Origin of the sequence: Parendozoicomonas haliclonae, assembly GCF_900174585.1 — a bacterium.
GTDB classification, from domain to species: Bacteria; Pseudomonadota; Gammaproteobacteria; order Pseudomonadales; family Endozoicomonadaceae; genus Sansalvadorimonas; species Sansalvadorimonas haliclonae.
On the sequence record NZ_FWPT01000001.1, the window covers coordinates 106,731 to 127,438 of the forward strand.

General features: G+C 51.8%; 18 protein-coding genes. 6 read left to right on the plus strand and 12 right to left on the minus strand.

Going from position 1 to position 20,708, the window contains the following annotated elements; translation table 11 throughout:
- Positions 1 to 19 precede the first annotated feature (19 nt).
- Entirely contained in the window at positions 20 to 2,956 is a 2,937-nt protein-coding gene (locus tag EHSB41UT_RS00510) for an ImpA family metalloprotease (protein WP_133060332.1), read from the minus strand.
- Positions 2,957 to 3,186: 230 nt separating this feature from the next.
- On the opposite strand from EHSB41UT_RS00510, the gene EHSB41UT_RS00515 reads away from it, so the two are divergent.
- A complete protein-coding gene (locus EHSB41UT_RS00515; RefSeq protein WP_087105850.1) occupies positions 3,187 to 3,654 on the plus strand; it encodes a copper chaperone PCu(A)C in 468 nt (155 codons plus the stop codon).
- A 106-nt stretch (positions 3,655 to 3,760) separates the two neighbouring features.
- Here EHSB41UT_RS00515 and EHSB41UT_RS00520 read toward each other — a convergent pair whose 3' ends face one another.
- The gene (locus EHSB41UT_RS00520; RefSeq protein WP_087105852.1) at positions 3,761 to 5,341 is read right to left on the minus strand and encodes a peptide chain release factor 3; all 1,581 of its coding nucleotides are present in this window, start codon (positions 5,339 to 5,341) and stop codon (positions 3,761 to 3,763) included.
- A gap of 171 nt (positions 5,342 to 5,512) precedes the next feature.
- Between EHSB41UT_RS00520 and EHSB41UT_RS00525 the strand changes: the two genes are divergently transcribed.
- A complete protein-coding gene (locus tag EHSB41UT_RS00525) occupies positions 5,513 to 5,902 on the plus strand; it encodes a hypothetical protein (RefSeq protein ID WP_133060333.1) in 390 nt (129 codons plus the stop codon).
- A gap of 21 nt (positions 5,903 to 5,923) precedes the next feature.
- Here the strand turns inward: EHSB41UT_RS00525 and purU are convergent, their stop codons facing one another.
- The 3 genes from purU to EHSB41UT_RS00540 form a co-directional block, all read right to left on the minus strand.
- Positions 5,924 to 6,793 (minus strand): formyltetrahydrofolate deformylase, encoded by an 870-nt coding sequence (purU, locus tag EHSB41UT_RS00530; RefSeq protein WP_087105854.1) that lies wholly within the window; start codon positions 6,791 to 6,793, stop codon positions 5,924 to 5,926.
- 53 nt (positions 6,794 to 6,846) lie between these two features.
- Entirely contained in the window at positions 6,847 to 7,509 is a 663-nt protein-coding gene (locus EHSB41UT_RS00535; protein ID WP_087105856.1) for a nitroreductase, read from the minus strand.
- Positions 7,510 to 7,603: 94 nt separating this feature from the next.
- Complete coding sequence (locus EHSB41UT_RS00540; protein WP_133060334.1) at positions 7,604 to 8,344, minus strand: hypothetical protein; 741 nt, start codon at positions 8,342 to 8,344, stop codon at positions 7,604 to 7,606.
- A 228-nt stretch (positions 8,345 to 8,572) separates the two neighbouring features.
- On the opposite strand from EHSB41UT_RS00540, the gene EHSB41UT_RS00545 reads away from it, so the two are divergent.
- Together EHSB41UT_RS00545 and EHSB41UT_RS24565 are read left to right on the plus strand one after the other, a co-directional pair.
- Positions 8,573 to 11,032, plus strand: coding sequence for an inositol phosphate phosphatase SopB (locus tag EHSB41UT_RS00545; RefSeq protein WP_087105860.1), 2,460 nt, complete (start codon positions 8,573 to 8,575; stop codon positions 11,030 to 11,032).
- 14 nt (positions 11,033 to 11,046) lie between these two features.
- Positions 11,047 to 11,199 carry a hypothetical protein gene (locus tag EHSB41UT_RS24565; RefSeq protein ID WP_165767105.1) on the plus strand — a complete coding sequence of 51 codons (153 nt, stop codon included), beginning with the start codon at positions 11,047 to 11,049 and terminating at the stop codon, positions 11,197 to 11,199.
- Here the strand turns inward: EHSB41UT_RS24565 and EHSB41UT_RS00550 are convergent.
- Positions 11,196 to 12,092 carry a LysR family transcriptional regulator ArgP gene (locus EHSB41UT_RS00550; protein ID WP_087105862.1) on the minus strand — a complete coding sequence of 299 codons (897 nt, stop codon included), beginning with the start codon at positions 12,090 to 12,092 and terminating at the stop codon, positions 11,196 to 11,198. The two genes, EHSB41UT_RS24565 and EHSB41UT_RS00550, sit on opposite strands and share 4 nt — an antisense overlap.
- 149 nt (positions 12,093 to 12,241) lie before the next feature.
- Here EHSB41UT_RS00550 and EHSB41UT_RS00555 point away from each other — a divergent pair, with 149 nt between their 5' ends.
- Positions 12,242 to 12,811, plus strand: coding sequence for a LysE/ArgO family amino acid transporter (locus tag EHSB41UT_RS00555; protein ID WP_207626530.1), 570 nt, complete (start codon positions 12,242 to 12,244; stop codon positions 12,809 to 12,811).
- Between the two features lie 2 nt (positions 12,812 to 12,813).
- Here the strand turns inward: EHSB41UT_RS00555 and EHSB41UT_RS00560 are convergent, their stop codons facing one another.
- From EHSB41UT_RS00560 to EHSB41UT_RS00570, 3 genes are all read right to left on the minus strand, one after another.
- On the minus strand, positions 12,814 to 13,320 hold the full coding sequence (locus tag EHSB41UT_RS00560; RefSeq protein ID WP_087105866.1) for a DUF2947 domain-containing protein: 507 nt from the start codon (positions 13,318 to 13,320) through the stop codon (positions 12,814 to 12,816).
- A gap of 90 nt (positions 13,321 to 13,410) precedes the next feature.
- Positions 13,411 to 14,034: a carbonic anhydrase gene (locus EHSB41UT_RS00565; protein ID WP_087105868.1), complete on the minus strand. Its 624-nt coding sequence runs from the start codon at positions 14,032 to 14,034 to the stop codon at positions 13,411 to 13,413.
- Positions 14,035 to 14,129: 95 nt separating this feature from the next.
- Positions 14,130 to 16,037 (minus strand): bifunctional metallophosphatase/5'-nucleotidase, encoded by a 1,908-nt coding sequence (locus EHSB41UT_RS00570; RefSeq protein WP_087105870.1) that lies wholly within the window; start codon positions 16,035 to 16,037, stop codon positions 14,130 to 14,132.
- Positions 16,038 to 16,199: 162 nt separating this feature from the next.
- Between EHSB41UT_RS00570 and EHSB41UT_RS00575 the strand changes: the two genes are divergently transcribed.
- Positions 16,200 to 17,534 carry an RICIN domain-containing protein gene (locus tag EHSB41UT_RS00575; RefSeq protein WP_087105871.1) on the plus strand — a complete coding sequence of 445 codons (1,335 nt, stop codon included), beginning with the start codon at positions 16,200 to 16,202 and terminating at the stop codon, positions 17,532 to 17,534.
- 50 nt (positions 17,535 to 17,584) lie between these two features.
- On the opposite strand, the gene rimI is transcribed toward EHSB41UT_RS00575, so the two are convergent.
- From rimI to EHSB41UT_RS00590, 3 genes are all read right to left on the minus strand, one after another.
- Positions 17,585 to 18,082: a ribosomal protein S18-alanine N-acetyltransferase gene (gene rimI / locus EHSB41UT_RS00580; protein WP_207626531.1), complete on the minus strand. Its 498-nt coding sequence runs from the start codon at positions 18,080 to 18,082 to the stop codon at positions 17,585 to 17,587.
- Positions 18,083 to 18,091: 9 nt separating this feature from the next.
- Positions 18,092 to 18,937 carry a hypothetical protein gene (locus tag EHSB41UT_RS00585; RefSeq protein WP_087105872.1) on the minus strand — a complete coding sequence of 282 codons (846 nt, stop codon included), beginning with the start codon at positions 18,935 to 18,937 and terminating at the stop codon, positions 18,092 to 18,094.
- Positions 18,938 to 19,042: 105 nt separating this feature from the next.
- Positions 19,043 to 20,584, minus strand: coding sequence for a 2-isopropylmalate synthase (locus tag EHSB41UT_RS00590; RefSeq protein ID WP_087105874.1), 1,542 nt, complete (start codon positions 20,582 to 20,584; stop codon positions 19,043 to 19,045).
- Between the last annotated feature and the right edge of the window lie 124 nt (positions 20,585 to 20,708).

Here is a 20,708-nt window from a genome sequence, read left to right on the forward strand (position 1 = left end):
CGTAACCTCTTGGCTGGATTTACTCTGCCGGCGTTTCAGGCCACTCCATGCCTTTCTTAATTTCAACACCGGGTTTATCCAGACCATAACAGAAGTCGCTGCCGTCTGCCGTGTAGAAGATCGGGCTCATGGCCGGAAGACTGAGCGCAGTTACCTGCTCCTTGGCTTTAACGCTGCTGACCAGCCCCCAGGTTTCCAGATAATTTGTCATATCCCGGCCGGTCACCACAGACAGGGCGATGGTCGGCCAATCGTTCTGGGGCAGTGCGTTGGCTTGTTCTCGGGTGTAGCTGCCAAAGCCCAGACGATCTTTCATCTCAGCCCAGGCTTCGTCCGAGCGGGTAGCCCGGTAAAACTCTCGCTCGAGAATATGCAGGCGTGGCAGCAGCATCCAGCCATCCTGCAGACCAGCCTGATCCTGAGCCGCCATCATCATCTGGATATAAATGGCAGTACCGTAACTCCAGCCGCCGTCATCGTTGTCTGCCATGGTGGCAACCGGGTCATCAGCGTCTTGAGCGGTTTGCAGCCAATCGAACAGCGTGCGGAAGGGCAGAGCCTGACAACTTGGGTTGCGCTGTTCCCGCTTCCAGGAGTTGTACTTCGAGAAGTAGGAATAGAAGTTGGTGGTGGAGTGACCTTCCCAACCAGTGAACCGGAATCGGCCTTTTTCCAGACCATGTCCAAGCTCGTGAATATCACCGTGGCCCAGAGGATCAAAGTCCCAGTAAGCATCATAAGGGTTGCCGGAGCAACCATAGCCACAGGTCGCCTGATCGGCGTTCATATGTTTCACCATATCGATCAGGTCAATGGTGAGGTCTTTGTCTCCGGCGAAGTCATGCACCTCATCGAAGACTTCAATGCGCTCTCCGCGGAATCCGGCCAGAGCGTGAGGCAGGTTGGACATGTACAGCTCGGTCGCAGCCGCCAGATCGGATGCCGAGTTGTTCCAGTTGCTCATGCTGGCCTGCATCTTATCCAGCTTGGAGTGAACCTCGAAGCCGTCAGTTGCCAGTTCGGCCCAGTCGTAATGGCCGGCTTCCAGAGCGGCGGCAAAAGCATCATCATCTTCCGGGCCGTTCCAGTAAGGGTGTTCACCGACGTTGCGAACCTCGATGGTGACTGGTTCATGGTTGCGGTCAAAGCTCAGCTGCAGAGGTCCGCCATAGGGGGAGGTAAAGGAAACCGACTCACCGGTGACGAGAGGAAAGCTTTGCCCCCATAGGTAGCGCGGACGCTTGTAACCATCTACATCCAGCCAATGGGTGGCACCATCGCGGACGGAGTTTACAAAGGCACTCACCACAACATCACTGTTATCTGTTCGACGGATGGTGACTTCCTGACCAGGCAGCACATAAACGCCGGTTGAGCGGAAGTTGCTCTTGCTGATCAGGTTAATGGTTTTGGTCACCGGCGTAATATGGCTGAAATCGGTGCGGCTGAAGTTACCAAGGTCGGCCGGAACAGTGTTGGTTGATCGGGACTGGTAAACACCGGCATCCGAAAACGCGGCTTTAATAAAGGCTTCGGAATCTTTCACCTTGTCCAGCGGATAGCTGGTCTGCCCCCGGTAGTAATCAGCCAGCAGAATCAGCCAGCGCCAGACGGCGTAGTCATCATTGGCGGAGGTGAACAGGCTGCCAGCTTCACGATCCAGGCGGCGCAGCTCACCCTGCAGGGCTGAGAGGCCATCAAAGAATTTGGCATTAATATCTGCGATCGGTGAGCAGTCGCTGCCGTCGCAGCGGCTGAAATCAATACTACCCGGTGTTCTGGCGGTATCGAGCAGTGCGACGATCTTTTGCAGATTATCAGGGAGTTGATAGCCCAGATTGGTGATATCAAACTCTTTCAGTACCAACTGCTGCCAGTAGTTGTCCCCAACATAGCTGAGATCCAGCTCCTCAAACATATGCTGGCCAACGGTTGTCTGCCCGCCATCGGTATGAATGTAGAGGATGCCGATGTCTTCGCTTTGGGCACGGGCGATGGCGTTCTTCCAGTCATCGGAGATTTCGCCAACGCTGGAGTGAATCAGCAAAGAGGCACCGTCGAGACAGCTATAAAGAGCCTCGTTATCGCAGACGGTGGCATCGTTATAGGTGAACTTGCCGGGCATATACTCGTCCAGCCACTCACGGGTCGAGCTTTGATCCGGGAAATAATAGGACTCAGGCAGATTAGCGATAACAATTTTGCGGGGCTCATCAGCCTGATCAGCCGGGCCGGCCAGCCAGTTAATAGAATTGATCGTCAGGCTGTGGGTCTGATCATTGATCGCATCCGGATAGCGCTTCCATATCCGCATTGGGCTGGATGACAAAGCAATGTAACGGCTGTCACCGTCTTCTCCTACGATGCCCAACGTGCCAGAGGTGCTGGGGTCAAAACTCTCCTTGTTACTGCCATTGGCATGCAGGAAGGTTCTGTTCTTGCCAAAGGTTGGCGCCATGATCGGCGCATCCCAGGTGACATCCCAGGTGATGCTGGTCAGGCTGTTATTGTTGGCTGTGCCATCGTCATTAAGCTGAAACAGGCGGTTGATGATCTCTTTATGCTGAAAGCGATCCTCTGCAATCTGGGCATCAATTTTTGCCAGCACAGGTTCGGCAGAAGCGATATCCGAAGCATCACCGGTTCTGAATGCCTTCATCAAAGCCTGTTCAGTTGGATCTGTAGGAGCTGTTGGATCACTCGGATCTGCAGGAGGTGTCGGATCGCTCGGGTCAGTGGGAGTTGTTGGGTCACTCGGATCTGCAGGAGTTGTCGGATCGCTCGGATCAGTGGGAGTTGTCGGGTCATTCGGATCTGCAGGAGTTGTAGGCGCAGGTGGTGTAGGTGTGGGCGTCTGGGCATTTGCATCAGAGGAGTCGTTTCCGCCTCCACCGCCCTTACAGGCAGTCAGCATGGCACTGCATAAAAGAATCGTGAATAGTTTTCTCAAAGCCATATTGTTTTTGTTTTCAAGGAGTTGTGGTTGTGCTCGAGTGTACGACGACGGATACCTATGTCACAGGGAGAGATTTTTAAAGCGGAAGTTTTCTCACAAAAAAAGCGCAGGGTGCGTCTTTATGTCGCTTCTTTTTTGCTGAGGGATAGGGCAGAGTAAGTTTGCAGTCGGAAATAAAAAAGCGGCCTAAACTCTTGCCAGTCTTGGGCTGAATAAAAGGGAGTAGCAAAATGATAAAAAGAAAGCTGTCTTTGTGGTTAGGTGTTCTGGTTCTTTTCTGCAGTACGTTAAGTCTTGCTGCCCCGGTTGGCGATATCATTGTCACCGAGCCTCGTATTCGGGCCATGCCCCCCGGCAGTATGAATACGGCGGCCTACCTTTCGATCAAAAATGTCAGCACGTCCGATGTGAAACTGGTCAAGGCGACCTCACCAATCTCGGATAATGTTCAGCTCCACGACAATATCAAGAAAGATGGCAAGATGAGCATGGTTCATCAGATGTCCGTCAATATCCCTGCCGGTAAGAAGGTGAAGTTCAAGCCGGGTGGTCTGCATATCATGATTATGGGGCTGAAAAAGCACCCGATAGTCGGGGAGTCTGTTCCTCTGACCCTGACCTTCAGTAATGGCAAAGAGATTACTGTGAATGCTGTGGTGAAAAAGCAGGTGTCCGAGCAGGGCAATCTGTCAGGTTAGGCGGGATAACGGCTCCCATGCAGGAGCATGGGAGCCAGTATGTTGGAGCAGCTCACTCTGGATACTCGTTCCTACGGTCTCCCGTAGGAACGCATATCCATCACAATCAGTGCTCGCGGGTGTTGCGGAATTTCACATCCGGCCAGCGCTCTTCTGCCAGGGACAGGTTCACGCGGGTAGGAGCCAGATAAGTCAGGTGGCCGCCGCCGTCGATAGCCAGGTTCTCAACGTTCTTGCGTTTGAAGTCTTCCAGCATTTTGTTATCGCTGCACTCAACCCAGCGGGCAGTGTTCACGTTCACATGCTCGTAGATGGCATCAACCTTGTACTCATCCTTCAGACGCTGCAGAACCACGTCGAACTGGAGCACACCGACAGCACCGAGAATCAGGTCGTTGTTGCGCTGTGGCATAAACAGCTGGGTTGCACCTTCTTCAGATAGCTGCTGCAGACCTTTCTGGAGCTGCTTCATCTTCAGCGGGTCTTTCAGGCGCACGCGCTTGAACAGTTCCGGGGCGAAGTGAGGTACACCGGTAAACTTCAGCTCTTCACCCTGAGTGAAGGTATCGCCGATCTGGATAGTACCGTGGTTGTGCAGACCGATAATGTCACCGGATACCGCTTCTTCCACCTGCTCACGGTCGCCGGCCATAAAGGTTACAGCGTCAGCAATCTTGATGTCCTTGCCGATCCGCACGTGCTTCATCTTCATATTACGGGTGTATTTGCCTGAGCAAACCCGCATAAAGGCGATACGGTCACGGTGCTTCGGATCCATATTTGCCTGGATCTTGAAGATAAAGCCGGAGAACTTCTCTTCGGACGGTTCTACTTCACGATTCTCGGTTGGACGAGGTAGCGGGCCCGGTGCCCACTCGGTGAAGTAGTAGAGCATCTCACGGACACCGAAGTTCGCCAGAGCGGTACCGAAGAATACAGGCGTCTGCTGACCAGCCATAAATTCTTCCATATCGAACTCGTGGGAAGCACCACGAACCAGTTCGATCTCATCGACAAACTCTTCGTGGTAATCACCCAGCAGCTCTTTGGCTTCATCGGATTCCAAACCCTGAATGCGCACATCATCAGGGATGGTGTGCCCTTTACCCGGCTGGAATACGTGGATGGTATCGGTGTAGAGGTTGTACACACCCTTGAAGCTCTTGGCCATGCCGATCGGCCAGGTGATAGGCGCACAGTCGATCTTGAGGATGGATTCAATCTCATCCATCACTTCGATCTGGTCACGCACTTCACGGTCCATCTTGTTGACGAAGGTGAAGATCGGCGTCTCACGCATCCGGCACACGTTCATCAGTTTGATGGTCCGGTCTTCGACACCCTTGGCGCCGTCGATCACCATCAGGCAGCTGTCCACTGCGGTCAGGGTGCGGTAGGTATCTTCTGAGAAGTCTTCGTGTCCCGGGGTATCGAGCAGGTTGACCATACGGCCGTTGTAAGGGAACTGCATAACCGAGGTGGTGATGGAAATACCACGGTCCTGTTCCATTGCCATCCAGTCGGAAGTAGCCATACGCCCGGACTTCTTGCCCTTGACGGTGCCCGCCATCTTGATGGCGTTTCCGAACAGCAGCAGCTTTTCGGTAATGGTGGTCTTACCGGCGTCGGGGTGAGAAATAATGGCGAACGTGCGGCGCTTGTTCACTTCCTGGATAAAGTCAGACATGGCTCCTCGCGGGCGGGATAAGGCGTAAATGAATCGCGGGATTATACTCTCCTGAACGAGAGAGTGAACGGGTTTTCAACGATGTGGTCATTCTGGTCGAGAGTTATGGTTTGGGGACTGTTGCTGTTGGCTGGTTTGAGCGGCAGCGGAGTGTGGGCAGGGAAAACCACGGTGAAGCAGTACATAGTGAAAGATCAGTCCGGGAATGCATTTTATATCCGTCATTACCCGGCTAAGACGGCTTATGAAAAAGAGACGCTGGTAACTATGGCGATCATCATGCAAAAGCCGGATGAGGGCAGTGCCGAGGAATATTCCTCGGACTTTAAGATTAAGGACGGAAAGATAACCGCTAAGGATGAAAACGGTACTGAGGCAGAATTGACGATTACCAAAGAGCAGCAGATCACAATTGAGGTGTGTACGCCTTACTGTCAACCGCCAACCCCTCAGGGAGTCGCGGTACAGCCGGTTTACCAGATGCAGCCACAGCCTGATGTTAAATTTACCCGCACCAGGCCACCGGGGCATCGTCCTCCCAATGGTTACAGACGGAAGTAATGCGGGATTGTCAGATAAAGGCTATTTGAAAATCACGGTCTTGTTACCGTCCATAAAGACCCGATGCTCGGTATGCAGTTTTACCGCCCGGGCCAAAGCCACCGTTTCAGTATCACGGCCTACAGCAACCAGCATCTCTGGTGTGAAGGTATGATCTACGGGCTGGACGGATTGTTCGATAATCGGGCCTTCATCCAGATCTTTGGTGACGTAATGGGCGGTTGCGCCAATCAGCTTAACACCGCGCTCATAAGCCTGATGGTAAGGACGTGCCCCTTTGAAACCCGGTAGGAAGGAATGATGGATATTGATGGCACGACCTTCCAGCTGCTGGCACAGATTGTCCGAGAGAATCTGCATATAGCGGGCAAGGATCACCAGCTCGGTGCCGGTTTCTTCAACCACATCCATTAATGCCTGCTCCTGTTGAGCCTTGTTGCCTTTATTGACTGGCAGGTAAATAAAGCGGATGCCTTCACGTTCAGCCATTGGGCGCAGATCGAGGTGGTTGGAGACCACAGCCACCACATCCATATTCAGCTCGCCTTTATGCTTGCGGTAGAGCAGGTCATCAAGGCAGTGGTCAAACTTGCTGACCATGATAATGGCTTTGACTGGGGCAGTGGCAGACTGAATCTTCCATTCCATGCCGAATGTTTCTGCAACGGATGGGAATTTGTTCTGCAGATCTTTCAGGGTCAGATTGCCCTGTTCAACATGGAAGCGGGCCCGCATAAAGAGCTGACCACTGTCCTGATCATCAAACTGGTTCAACTCACTGATATAGCAGCCATGGTCTGCCAGAAAGGAAGTTACACCGGCAACAATACCGGTGCCAGCCTGACAGGTGGCTTTCAGTACAAATTGATGACTCTCAGAGGTCGTGGCCATAAACGCATCACTGTTTGTATAGGAATAATCGGGAAAAGGTCACCTTTGCCAGTTTAGCTGGCAAACAGAACGGCCTCTTCCAAAGCTTCTCGTGAGGTGCGGGCGGTGTTGGCCGGCACATCATTATCGGCATAGCCAAAAGACATGCCAAAGATAACACCCCGTTCTTCTGGCAGATCAAACATCTCCCGGATCGGCCCTGGAAACTGCCCAAGAGCACCCTGCATGCAATTGCTGATTCCCCGCTCCATCATCAGCAGAGAGAGGGTTTGTGCATAGATGCCGATATCCACAGCACCCATCAGGTTCAGATATTTATCCATGGTGAAAATGGCGACATGGGGCGCATCAAAGAAAGCCCAGTTCTTCATCATGGCGATATTGCGCTGCATCTTATCCTGACGCTCAATACCCATCGCACTGTACAGCGCATCGGCAGAGCCGAACTGGCGCTCCTTGTGTTTGCCGCTGTAGGCAACGCTCCAATCGAAGTCAGGATAGGGCTTCTGCTTTTGCATCACATCCATCATTAACTGGTTTTTGAGCTGATCCTTTTTCTCGCCAGACACAACAATGACTTGCCAGGGCTGAACATTGCAGCCGGAAGGTGCCTGCTGGGCCAGACTGAAAATCTCTCGCAGCAAAGCCTCACTGACTGGCTCTTGCTTGAAACCACGGCATGAACGACGGTTGAGAACGGCACTCGAAATATCCATGAACTGACCTGCTTTTTATTGTTATGGAGAGTCTATCGGAGGGACAGGATAAACAGGGATGCCTGGTCATGTCCAAGGCATCCCGTGCGGGTTATTAGCCAGCTTCGGCTGAGATGCCTTCGTCGGCAAAGATCCAGTCGGTAATTTTGCGGGAGTTGCGCACCACAATCATAGGGGCCAGCTGAAGTTCGTAATCAAGATAGCGGGACTTGATAAACTGCCAGAAGCGATAGGCTTTGTTATTTTCATTAAACGCTGAGGAGTTAAAAATCTCTTCGGTGTTTTCTGCCAGAATCTGAAGGTCCATACCGAAGTAGCCTTCTTTGCTACGAGTGTGCAGCGGGCTCATGTAAGCACGGGAAGCGTAGCGAGTGGCCAGGAACTCAAGACGAACGGCATGTTCCAGCAAGTCTTCTGTATCAGGATTGGAAGGTGTTGCTTTGGCTTCCTGCAAGATAATCTGTTTATCCAGCTCATACATGGCATTGCTGAAGTTCAGGTTAAATTCCCAGTAGTAATCGATTTCCCGAGGGTCATAAGCCAGAGCATCCTCGGCAATGGTGAGGTAGCTATCCAGAGCGGTTGACAGTTTCTCTGAATCATCAGATGAGAGTGCGGTCGAGAGAAGGCCTTTCAGACGAATATGATGGTTTTTGATTGTTTCCTGAAGCGCGGCATCAATACGATCACCACGATGGGAAATCAAATCAGCAGATGCCCGGAACATAATAAGTCGGGCGTACTTTAATTCTTCCTGGGAGGTGCTGGCATGAGCCGTGACAGGGAGTATCACGGATAGAATTAAAGCGTACAAGAGAGACAAACGTACAAACATAATAGCTACCGTTTCTTTGTATTATTGTGGCGTCCCTATCTTTTTTAGCTGTATTACGTCCTGTAATGCGCGGGTGATTGTATCGTGTTTGTATTACAGAACCAGTTCAGTCCTGCATTTCTGTGAATTTTGTATTTCTCGTAGAGAGAACACGCCCTCGCTGCTATTGGGGTTTTCACCATGGCCGATACAACCTGAACAGGAATGGATGCAGGCTAAAGCTTGGGCATGAAGGCATTGAGCAAGGCTCTGGAAAGCGGGCAGGCAAGAGGTTATGAGCGCCTGAATGCTGCTGAATCCGATTCGCTCTCCTCAAAAAGCCAGGCTGGAAAACCTGCGGGAAACCTTTTCCAGCGCTGGCTGGTCAAGTTCTTCAAGCGCGAAGATCAATCCCAACCAACCTATTCCAGAGCCTCGGTAACGGCCATGCTGCAGCAGGACTATGGCTTGTCGGTCGGTTCCAGAGTGATGGCCGGCTCAACAAATAGACCGCTGACGGCACGAAAGATAGTCCAGCTTCACAGCAAGGCTGCAAAAATTAAACATCAGCTGGAACACAAGAATGAGAAACATGCTGGACAATGGGGAGATGTGAATAATCCGAAGTCCATGGCAGGCAAGTTGTTTAAAGAGCACAGTGGAGTTTCCTGTAAAGCCTTGCCGGATTTTGAACGTGAGCGATTAAATCAGCATATTCAGCAGGTGTTTTATCAGCAGAATGATCACGCAATCTCCAGACAAGAAGCGCGTCATCTGATTCTTGCTGCACTGGAGCAGCATTCTTACGGTTTTACTGAGGCGGCTTCTAATACCGCCAACGCATTGGGAATGTCAGGTGACTTATCATCACCTGCCTTTGATAAATGGTTGTCCTCCCAGTCTTTAAGTCTTCAAAGTCGGGCATTGCTACGAAACTTTCAGGCAAACAGTGTGCAAAGTGCTCGTTTGCAATGGCAATCGCCATTGGAGCAGATTGAAAGAGAGTGGAGCCGCCAGATTGAAGAAGTGGAAAAACATCGAAGCAGCCTGAAGCAGAGCTTGCGGGTTCTTGAAAATGGTGGTGCACCAGAGCTAAATGAAAATATCCGGCAGGCCATGGCTTTTGATATCCTCCATCAATTAAAACAGGCGGACGGACAGACACGTTTTATAGAAGCCTTGAGCAAAACAGATTTCCGCTCCCCCGAAAGCTTCCAGAAGGCCCGCATTCATAACCTGCAAACAGCCATCCGAGTTATTGATACAGCACTGGATTCCGACACTGTCTCTTCAAAGCGGCGCCCGCATTTTTATCGGCTGAAGAAAAGCCTGGAGCAAGAGCTTAAGTTGACTCATCAGCAACCCCGTAACAAACCCATGCTGATGAAGAAAGCGATTCGTGAAGATGCCAGAGTTCTGCGCAAGTCGCTTGTCGAGGCCGGTATGAATGAGAAGAAAATGGCCAAGGCGTGGAAGAAGGTTTCTGCCGAGCTTGGTAATGCACGTGAATGGAAAACGATTGAAAAAACGATACCCATTCGCTCAGAAGAGAAGCTAATCGATTATCGCAGCGTACAGGTTCCTGCCGCCCAGATGCGCATGCATATCAAAGGCCAGCCTCAGGGAGCACGCGATCCTTTTCCGGTGACTTATGCCGGGCAAGGACGTAGTTCAGCTGATCCAAAAGAACCGGTTCATGCGATCAATCTTTTTAACTCCCGATTGGAAGAGAAGGGGAGCGTGCTCTATTCTGGCCTCAGAACTGGTACCTTGGTTCCTTATGGTTTCGGTGAGAGTACCGAAAATCAGGATCAGGTCAGACGCGATATTGCTGAAAATCGGGCGAGAGAATTGCTGGAGGCAGCCTTTGTGGAGAAGTTCAGCCAGCTTTCTGAAACCCGGCAGAAAAGCATTCTTGCCGGTGAGCCTTTACCGTTTGATTTTGTGACCAGCTCACTGTTGTCTCCTGATCAGGTGCGGCACTTAAGTGGCATCCATGATGATGAACTGGTGTTCCAGCGTCTGCAGGATGAAACCCTGCAGCGTTTATGTCGTGAACCGTTGCAGATGGAGATCATCGACAGCAATGGCAATCCCCGTACGGTGACGGCGGATATACGTCTCGCGTCATTCAATATTCCGATCAACAGGATTGGTCTTAAGCCTCTTTATTCCATTCCCGCTCAGACCTGGTCTGAGGCAGACCGCGAAAATGACATTGCACTGGAAGTGCTGATAGGCAATGCCCATATCGACAGTACTGTGGGGGGCATGGTGGGAGACTGGCTGCGTGGACCGGGACGGGATTCCAAGGATCGCGAGAAGGTGCTTCAGCTGACCCAGCAGATTCGCAGGATGTACACAGGCAAGCAGCATCATACGGAAGGCAAGGATGCTTACAAGCTGGTGGAAAGGGTGCAGCTGCTGGCCTGGATGATTGGCGCGGTGCCTCATTTCAGCTGTAAAAGCGGGAAAGACAGAACCGGTGAAGCGGATGCTCGTATCAAGGAGCTGGCGATTGAAATTGATAACCTGGGTTATGTGCCGGAGTTTGATGCGCCTTTGACCCAGGAGCACAAGGAGCGGGTTCAGACGGCCATGTTTGCCGGCGGTAACCTCGAGGTGCAGTGGTACAACATTAATGTTCCGTCGTTTAAAACGGCGACAGGCAAAGCTGACCAAGGGGCTTTGTACAAAGTTATCCACTAACAGGGAACTTAGCTATGAAGGATAGCAATCCTTTTGATGAGAAAGGGCCTGTTACTTCAGGCGATTTCAACAGTCAGGAAGCCATGCAGGCCTCGGAAGAGATGCGGCTGGATAGCTGCTTTGAGGCCTGCAATGATCCTGAGTTCAGTCCGAAAGACACGGATTAAGGAAGCAGTTGCCCTTTGGCATAGTCGATCATATGTCGACTGACCTGCTTCATCATGGTGGACTCCAGCGCCCAGCGATGCCAGAACAGAACCCGGTTATGGCGAATATCAGGCATAATTTCCACCAATTCTCCTGATGCCAGCTCATCGCGGATCATCAGGTCCGGAATCATCCCGTAAGCAACACCCTGCTTGGCCAGTGCAACAAAGGCTTCCGAGGTGCCGACAATATGGCAGGGAACTTCACCCGGTGGCAGGCTGAAGTGCATTTCCAGATAGCGCTGGTGGATATCATCAAAATGATCAAATGCCGTGGCAGGAGCATGCATCAGGTTTTCCCGGGTTACTCCGTCCGGGAAGTAGCGCTTAATAAAGTCCGGTGAGGCCGCACAGACATATTCAATGCGTCCCAGTCGATCGGCAATACAGCCGGTCATTGGAGTTGGCTCGGTACTGATAGCACCCAGAACTTCACCTTTGCGCAGCATATCCACAGTTCGCGACTCGTCAGCAATACGAAGGTCCAACTCTATCGGATGCTCGCGCAATACCGGCGCCAGCGCAGGCAGCAACCAGGTAGCCAGGGAGTCGGCATTAACTGCCAGCGACATCGGCAGGAAGTGCCCTTTGGTTTCCGGCTGCAACTCCGGAAGCGCCTCTTTCTCCAGCAGTTGAACCCGGCGAAACAGCGCCAGAAGGCGTTGGCCGGTACTGGTGGGCTGTGGTGGCTGGCTGCGGATCAGCAGGGGCTGGCCCATCTGTTTTTCGAGTTGACGAATACGCTGGGAAACCGCCGACTGGGTGATACACAGCTGATCAGCTGCACGTTCAAAACTGCGTTTGGTAATAACCGCATCCAATGCGGCAATGAGTCGGTAATCCAGATTATTCATCAGTCTATAGGCTATTGCTGTAAATATACGATCATGTTGCTATGTTATCAGACCCGGTGAGTATGACATCGTAAATAACAATTACCAGAAATGGCCCATTTGAGATGAATGTTTTACCCGCAGTTGAAGGGTTTTTCCTTGGCGCTTCCATGATTATTGCAATTGGTGCCCAGAATGCCTGGGTTATCCAAAAAGGTATCGCACGTAATTATCCTTTATTAGTCGCAGCCATTTGTGCGCTCTGTGATATTACCTTGATTACGTTAGGTGTTTATGGCGCGGGCGCTCTATTGGCGGAAACGCAGTGGCTGATGAATAGTGTCACGATTGGCGGCATTCTGTTTCTTGGCTGGTACGGATTGAACTCCCTGCGCAGCGCGCTGGCACCAGCAGGCTCTTTGGATATTGAAAGTGAGAAGGCAGTATCGTTGTCCCGGGTTGTCAGCGGTACCTTGGCAGTTACGCTGCTCAATCCCCATGTGTATCTGGATACCGTGATGATTCTTGGAGGGATTGGCAACCAATATCAGGAGCCCGATAAGATGATTTTTGTGCTGGGTACAGTCTCAGCGTCAATTGTCTGGTTCTTCACCCTGGCGCTGGGAGCTGTCAAGCTGGCTCCGGTTTTATCTCGCCCGAAAGTACGAAAGGGTATTGATCTGCTGATTGCGACCATCATGTGGGTGATAGCCGCATCGTTGATTATGCGAATGATTTAAAGCTATTCACTCGCGCTGGGTACGGTGCCTTTGACGCCAATATCAAAGGTGCCGTCCTGATGGAATTGAACAGCCTGCTTACGCTTGCGACCAATCAGAATCGTGTTGTCATCAAAGAACAGGAAGTTCTTCCAGTGGCGGCAGAAAATATCCCAGCGGGTTTCAATCACCGCGTCACTGTCGATGCAGTAGTAAACGGTGGTTTCCGGAGTCCAGCCAATATTAAAGTTCAGTTCTTCAACGATCTCTTCCGGCATCTGAGCATCGTCACTTTCCCAGCGCTCCTGCCAGTGGCCTTTAGCATCCCAACTCAGGGGCAGCATCGGCCAGTCATCATCGGCGAGATCGTCCGGGTTCTTGCCCTGTTTGCTGATATTGTTGCGCCACAGATCATTGGCTGCCGTTGGTGTCAGAGGCTTAATCTGCTCAAGGTCCTCCGCTGGCACGGTCAGCTCGGCATGGCGAAACACCCAGGCATGTTTGTACTCGGAAAGCGGGATATATTTCATAGGATGACTGCTTGAATCACGACAGAAAACGCTGAAAAAAAAGAGGATGGAGTATTACATCATCCTCTTTATGTAATGGTGGGAACTTTATCAGAAAGTGAAGGATTCTGCCCCGTCAGGCCCACTCACATGAATACCCATGGTGCGCAGCTCACCGGATGCCACATCGTAAATACAACCATGGATCGATAATTTCTGTCCGCGCTTCCAGGCATTCTGAACCACTTCAGTTTCTGCGACGTTCAGTACCTGCTTCTTGATATTGATCTCACAGAGGTGATCCACCTTCTCATCGTGGCAGCCACAATGACCAAGTTCTTCACCATACTCGGAGTTGAGCTCCTGCAACGGATTCAGCCAGGTTTGCAGGTCATCCGTTACCTGTCCCTTAATGGCTGCGGAGATACCACCACAGTTGGTATGTCCGGTGATAACGATATGATCAATCTGCAGAGCATCAACGGCAAACTGGATTGCCGCCATGATGCTGGTGTCTTTCGGATTCACCTGATTGGCAATATTCCGGTAGACCAGCATATCGCCGGGTTCCATTCCGGTCAGCTGCTCGGCAGGCATACGACTGTCTATACAGCCGATCCACAAAAATTTTGGAGCCTGAGATTTGGATTGACGGGCGAAACAGCCTGGATCCTGCTGTTCACGATCCTGAGCCCATTTACGGTTTTGTTCGAGAAGTTGTCTTATTGCTTCCATGAATACCTAAATTGTCTGGCTTCTGGTCGTGAGCGTGCTGTTTTTTATCTGTTATTGAATCAGAGCAGCACGCTGTCAGTCTTGGTGTCCTTGATTCACTTGCGACGAATCATACGTCTGACACCGAACAGGATTATAGCAAGGACAGCAAGCAGAATGCCCGTTACGGTCCATAGTATCCCTGTTGCATTGCGTAACAGGTCTGCGGGATGCAGGCTGACAATAGCATTCATCCGCGACTCTGTAGTCTGTTCATCAAGGGTTATGTTGGCAATGCCATCACCGTCGGTGTCCGGCAGGCTGGCAAAGAAATCCAGCTGGGCCTGCCAGTTCTTGAGCTCCTGAACACCCGGGGTGGAGAGGTCGGCATCAACCAAAGCTTTGTTCAGGTCAGTCAGCGGCTGGCCCTGTTTGTCTTTCGGCGTCACTGAAATGAGCCCATAACTCATTTCACTCACAACCCAGGCGAAACCGCCGACAAAGCTGCTGGCGCCAAGGCTGTAGAGGCGCTGGTCATCACTCAGATCGAGCTCGGTATAGCCTTCTTTTGAAGAGCCCAGCTCGATACGGGTGATACGGTCCAGCGGTGGACGTAATGCATTGTAGGTAAAGCGCAGGCCCGAGAAACGAGGGAAGTAGGCTTCACCTTTTACCGTCCAGGCTGTGGACATAATTTCCAGCATGCCGCGAATCTCGCTGGCGGTCAGCCAGACCTGAATAAGTGGATAACCTGGCTTACTATCAGTTGGTCCAACTCCCAAAGGCTGCAGACGGAAGATATCGGAAACGGCCTGAAACCCGCTTTCTCCCTTGAGGATATCATCACGAATCACACCGTTAGTGGTGATGGCGATGTCGCTGTTTGTGGCTTTGCGGATGGCATCGGCAACCAGATTGCCCAGTGCCTGCTCATCATAATCCCGGGTTAGAGTAGCCGGGGTGTGTACCAGCGTCTGGGAGAACTGGTAGCCGGTATCGGCCAAAACGGAGTCACTGATCAAGGCCTTGAAGCCTTCAACCTTCTGGCTGATTTGCTGTTTACCTAAGGTTTTGTCATCAATGGCATGCAGGGTATAACCGTCAACATTAACTTGACCGTTGTCGTTCAAGCGCAGCTTCAGCTCGCCCACATAGCGAGTCTCTGAGCCGGCCTGAACGACAGCAGTGCCGTTGACCATAATCGGTTCGTGAAGAGGGGTATGACTGTGGCCACCGACAATGGCATCAATACCTTCGACCTGGCGGGCATATTCCACTTCTTCACCGCCCCAGGAGCCGTCTTCCATTTTGATCACACCACTGTGTGACATCAGAATAACGACATCTGCCTTCTGTTCTTCCCGCAGTAGTTTGACCATCTTACGGGCGGTTTCCACCTGATCGCTGAAGGTTGAAGGCCTGGCCTGTGGCGTGACTTCATCGGCTTCTTTGCCAATCAGACCAAACAGACCAAATCGGATGCCGTCTTTCTCAATAATCATCCAGCGACGAATCACTCCCTGTTCAACCAGATGTTTCTGGGCCGGAGCAATCTCCAGATTGGAAGTCACGATGGGAGGAAGTTCATCCAGATGTTTGCTGGCAGACGCCAGCATTTGGGAAAGGCCATCGGTTCGGAAATCAAACTCATGGTTTCCCAGAGTCAGGGCATCGTAGCCCAGCTGCTTCATCAGGCGCAGTTCAAAAGCCTGTTCACGATACAGGGTATGAAAAAGGGAACCCTGACTGATATCTCCACCATCGAGAAGCAGAACGGGCCCGTTACTGTTCTGCTGGCGCAGTTCATCAATGCGGGTGGCCAGACGGGCGACGCCGCCCATGGTCAGGTCATCATTAAGCGTGTTCGGGGTGTATTCAGTATTGGGTCCAAAACCCAGTAAACGGGATTGCCAATCATTGGTATGAAGGATGGTAAAAGGCTTGCCGGAGGCCTGTATGGCAACGGAAACAAGCAGGCTGCCAGTGGCGATAATGGCGGCGAAAAAACGGTGGAATCTTGTCATTTCTAATTATCTTTATTGTGGTACATCGGCGTTCCGACAAGGTGGACAGTGTACTGAGCTTGGGCTGCGAGGGGAAATATCATCTCTAGCTATAGTTTGAGTTAATTTCGGCCATGCCAGCTGTCTGGGATGCGACAACAGGGTTCAGGGATAGGAAACCGTATGCGTGGAATCAGATTGATAAGCCATCTGGCTGTGGTTCTGGCCGGACTGCTCGCCACCAAGGGGCTGGCAGAGGATGGTGATATTGTTAAGTTCCAGCTGCGTGTCGGTGAGAGTGAGAACTTTTGCCTGTCCGCTCCTCAGCGTCAGGCCAATAATCCGGGCAGTTTATCCCAAGGTGGTGTGGTCTCGGTGATCTCCTGCTCTGATCCAGATGTGTCTTACTGGAGGCTCAGAGAGCGGGGAGAGATTGTTCAGGCTGGTAAGCAGGGGGAAGAGACAGACTGGTGTCTGATCCGTTCTGCGAATGGTGGTGTGTTTGCCGGAACCTGCTTTCAGGGGCAGAACGATGTTCAGTCCTGGCACTTTGAAGAAGACGGTCAGTTGTACACCGTTATCAATGGTAAAAAAGGCCAAGCTTTTACCTCTGTGGTGCCTGCTGGGTCTGATGGCCAGTCCGTAGCTCAGCAACCTGTTAGAGGCTCTTTCGGATGGGTGAGTGAAAATTATTCAAGCGGTAATAGCTGTTACAGCGTTCCCTGGAAGAAAGTTTGTTCACGTACCTGTCTTGAGGTGACCGAGCAGGAGCAGTGTGATCCTCAGAGCAAGCCACAACAAAACCCTCAGCAAGACCCACCACAGAATACTGAACCTTCACCGAATAAACTCGATACCGGTAATGGCGAAGGTGATAATAATGATCCCAGTCCAGCCCCACAGTCTGAAGATAAGCCCAAAGAAGAGGGTCCTTCTCGTGAATTTCCAGGTGTTCCCGAAGAACAGCAGCCACAGGTTCCGGTAAAGCCGATCGTCAGCACGCAGGCCCGCTGGTTTATTCTGCGCCAGAAGCGTTCAGACGCTGAAATCTGTATGGATTACCGGAAAACCAAAGGCGTTGATGTACTGGGTAACGAAACAGAATTTTATCGGGTCGTACTGCAATACTGTGTGGCGGGTCGGGCCAACCAGCAGTGGGGGCACGATATTGCCCGTAAGACTATCTACAACAAGGGCAAAGGTTCAGGTTTCTGTCTGACCCGTACTCGGGACGATATCCTACTGACCAAATGCCAGCCCGGTATCCAGTCATCGCAGTTCTGGTACTTCGCCAGAGGGATTGAGCAATTTGGTGAACCCAGGAAAAGCTGGGGGGCTTTGTTATCAAGGAATGATCTCCAGTATGGTGACTGGAAGTCCATCCTGAAAAATGAAGTGGGTGAGGGTTCTTACTTGATTCGGCCCCGCTACCTTGAGGATTGTGAAAGGGTTCAGGAACAGTGTTATGACCTGGTTGACGGGCAGCTTAAAAACTACCTTCCTACCTACGATCACTGAGTATTAGAAAATAACAAAAGGGAGCTGATCATCAGCTCCCTTTTTTGTGTTTAATCAAAGCTGAGATCCCGCATCATCACAATGGCATCCTCACTCCCTTTAGCGGCAGGGTAATAATTTTTCCGGATGCCGACTTCTGAAAAGTCACTCTTGAGATAAAGACCTATCGCCTTGTGGTTGGAGACCCGTACCTCCAGAAACATCACATTGGCACCACGTTGTTTGGCGCCTGACACCAAAAACTCCAACAGCTTCTGCCCCAGTCCCTGTTTCTGAAAAGCGGGAGCGATAGCAATGTTAAGAATGGTGCCTTCATCGGCAGCAACCATGGTGACGCCATAACCGGCCAGTTCTTCGCCGTGTTCAAGAACCCAGCAGGCATCGCCGGTGGAAAGGCTGTTCTGTAGGTTTCCCAGCGTCCAGGGGTGAGGGTTGGTTGCTTTTTCCAGCACCAGTACACGATTCAGATCGGTATCGGACATGGGGCGCAGGGTAAAACCCTCAGCGCCATCAAGAGTGATCATGGTGATGTTCGAGAATTCTGTCATGCAGGAATGTTAGCGGGCAGAGGGGCGTAACGCCTTGAGATTAGCCCAGGCATCGGCTTTCATACTGGGAATACTCATCAGTTCACCCAGGCTGGAGGTAATGCCGTAGCGGGTATCATCACGTTCATGGACGCCAAGACACTGCTCGAAATCTTTTTCGTGATTCCACAGGTGAGTACAGCTGTTCCGGCCAAACAGCAGAATGGTTTTCCGTCTTTTCAAACCGAACTGATTGTTCAGATAGGCCATAACGGCTTCCCGGGCATAGGCACGGTCAACCGGTGCAGTATCAGTCAGCAATGGCCAGGCAAACAGACCTTCTTTCCATTCCTGATCCGCTGGCAGTTCAAGCGCCCGGACAATATTGCGAAGCAGCCGCTGATGGTAACCGGTGAACTGGTTAAGACCTGACCATGGAAGATCAGAAACCACCAGGCAACTTTCATTGATATCCACAACCGCCAGACGGAAAGGCTCTGCAGTCACAATGTCAGATGTTGCTTCCGGTGAAGCTGTTTTCTTCTCAGTTTCAGAAGACTTGGCTTCCGGCTCTTCGGAGGCAAACCCCAGCTCACTGAGAATATTGCTTGAGGCCTGTGGGGTAACACCGCCAGTGGATACTGGAGCCACTTCCCAGGTCGGCTGTCCGCCTGTTTGAGCTGGTGGCTGTGGAGTATGGCTGACTGCAGCTTGAACAGCCTGTGGAACTGGTGCAGGTTGCAGAGACGGTACCGGGTCCGCTTCAAAATCCCAGTCACAGTCAACGGATGGCTTGGCTTGAGGCAGCACAAAACGAGGAAACCAGGGCTGTATTCCCATCGCCTCCAGATAATCCTGTCGCTGCCTTTCGTTCATAGTTAACCGTCACTGGTAGCCGGGCCGTTAAGCCCTGAGTATTGCAGTAAAATCTTCCTGACCGATCATTTTACTGCAATAGTCTGTGGTCTGTCTCAATGAATCTCAGATCGGGCCGGTCTGCGGATTACGCTTCTCACCCGCTTCCAGCAGATTGAGTGCATGCACATAGGCCTTGGCTGACGCGATAATTACATCGGTATCAGCGCCACTGCCGTTGACGATGCGCCCTTTACGAGCCAGACGGACAGTCACTTCACCCTGGGAGTCGGTGCCGCTGGTAATTGCTTTGACGTTATACAGTTCCAGCTGGGCGCCTGAACGGGCAATAGCTTCGATCGCCTTGAATACGGCATCAACGGCTCCGTCTCCGGTGCTGATGACATCGTTATCTTCACCATTAACAGCCAGAGTCACCTTGGCCTCTGGAGAGGAACCCATACGAGAGCCGGTTTCCAGATCTACCAGCTTATAGACTTCCGGAATATCTGTGCGGGAATCGCTGACCAGTGCCTGCAAGTCTTCGTCGTAAATTTCGCGCTTCTTATCGGCCAGGGCTTTGAACTTTTTGAAGGTGCTGTCCAGCTCTTCCTTGCTGTCAAAGCCTATGCCCAGTTCTTCCATTCGTGTCTTGAACGCATTACGTCCGGACAGCTTTCCCAGAACCATTTTGTTGGTATTCCAGCCAACATCTTCCGCTTTGATAATCTCGTAGGTTTCCCGATGCTTGAGCACGCCATCCTGATGAATACCGGACTCATGGGCAAAAGCATTGGCACCGACGATAGCCTTGTTGGGTTGAACCGGGAAGCCGGTGATACTGGAAACCAGCTTGGAGGCCGGAACAATATGTTCGGTCTGGATACCTGTACTTAAACCAAGGCTGTCTTTTCGGGTACGCAGCCCCATCACAAACTCTTCGAGTGAAGCGTTGCCGGCACGTTCTCCCAAACCATTGATTGTGCACTCAACCTGACGGGCACCATTTACCACCGCAGCCAGAGAGTTGGCTACGGCCAGACCGAGGTCGTTATGGCAATGAACGGAGAAGATGGCCTTGTCGGCATTGGGAATACGTTCGAGCAGCTGACGAATGGTGTCGCCAAACTCATGGGGCAGGGCATAGCCGACAGTGTCCGGGATATTGATGGTGCGGGCGCCGGCATCAATGGCTTTTTCGATAATACGACACAGGAAGTCCAGTTCAGAGCGTCCGGCATCCTCACAGGAAAACTCCACATCGGCACACTGGTTACGAGCCCGCTTAACCGCATGCACAGACTGCTCGATAACCTTTTCAGGTTCCATCTGCAGTTTGTACTGCATGTGGATGGGTGAGGTGGCAATAAATGTGTGAATGCGTCCGCTGGCGGCAGGCTTCAAAGCCTCGGCAGCACGATCAATATCGTTGTCGAGTGCGCGGGACAAGCTGCACACGGTGCTGTCTTTAATCGTGGAGGCGATGGCTCTGACGGATTCAAAGTCACCCTGGCTGGCCATTGCGAATCCGGCCTCGATAACATCTACCCGCAGTCGTTCAAGTGACTTGGCAATGCGAAGCTTCTCATCCCGGGTCATGGACGCGCCAGGACTCTGCTCGCCATCTCTCAGGGTGGTATCGAAAATTACTACACGATTGCTGCTCATGGCCGTGTCCCTCTGCCATAAAATAAACTGACCACACAGTGGAGCGTATGGTTGTAGTCCGGCTTATGGCTGTTGTTGTCATTATTCATTTTGTCCCTGAACTATATCCCCGCCTCGGCACTTT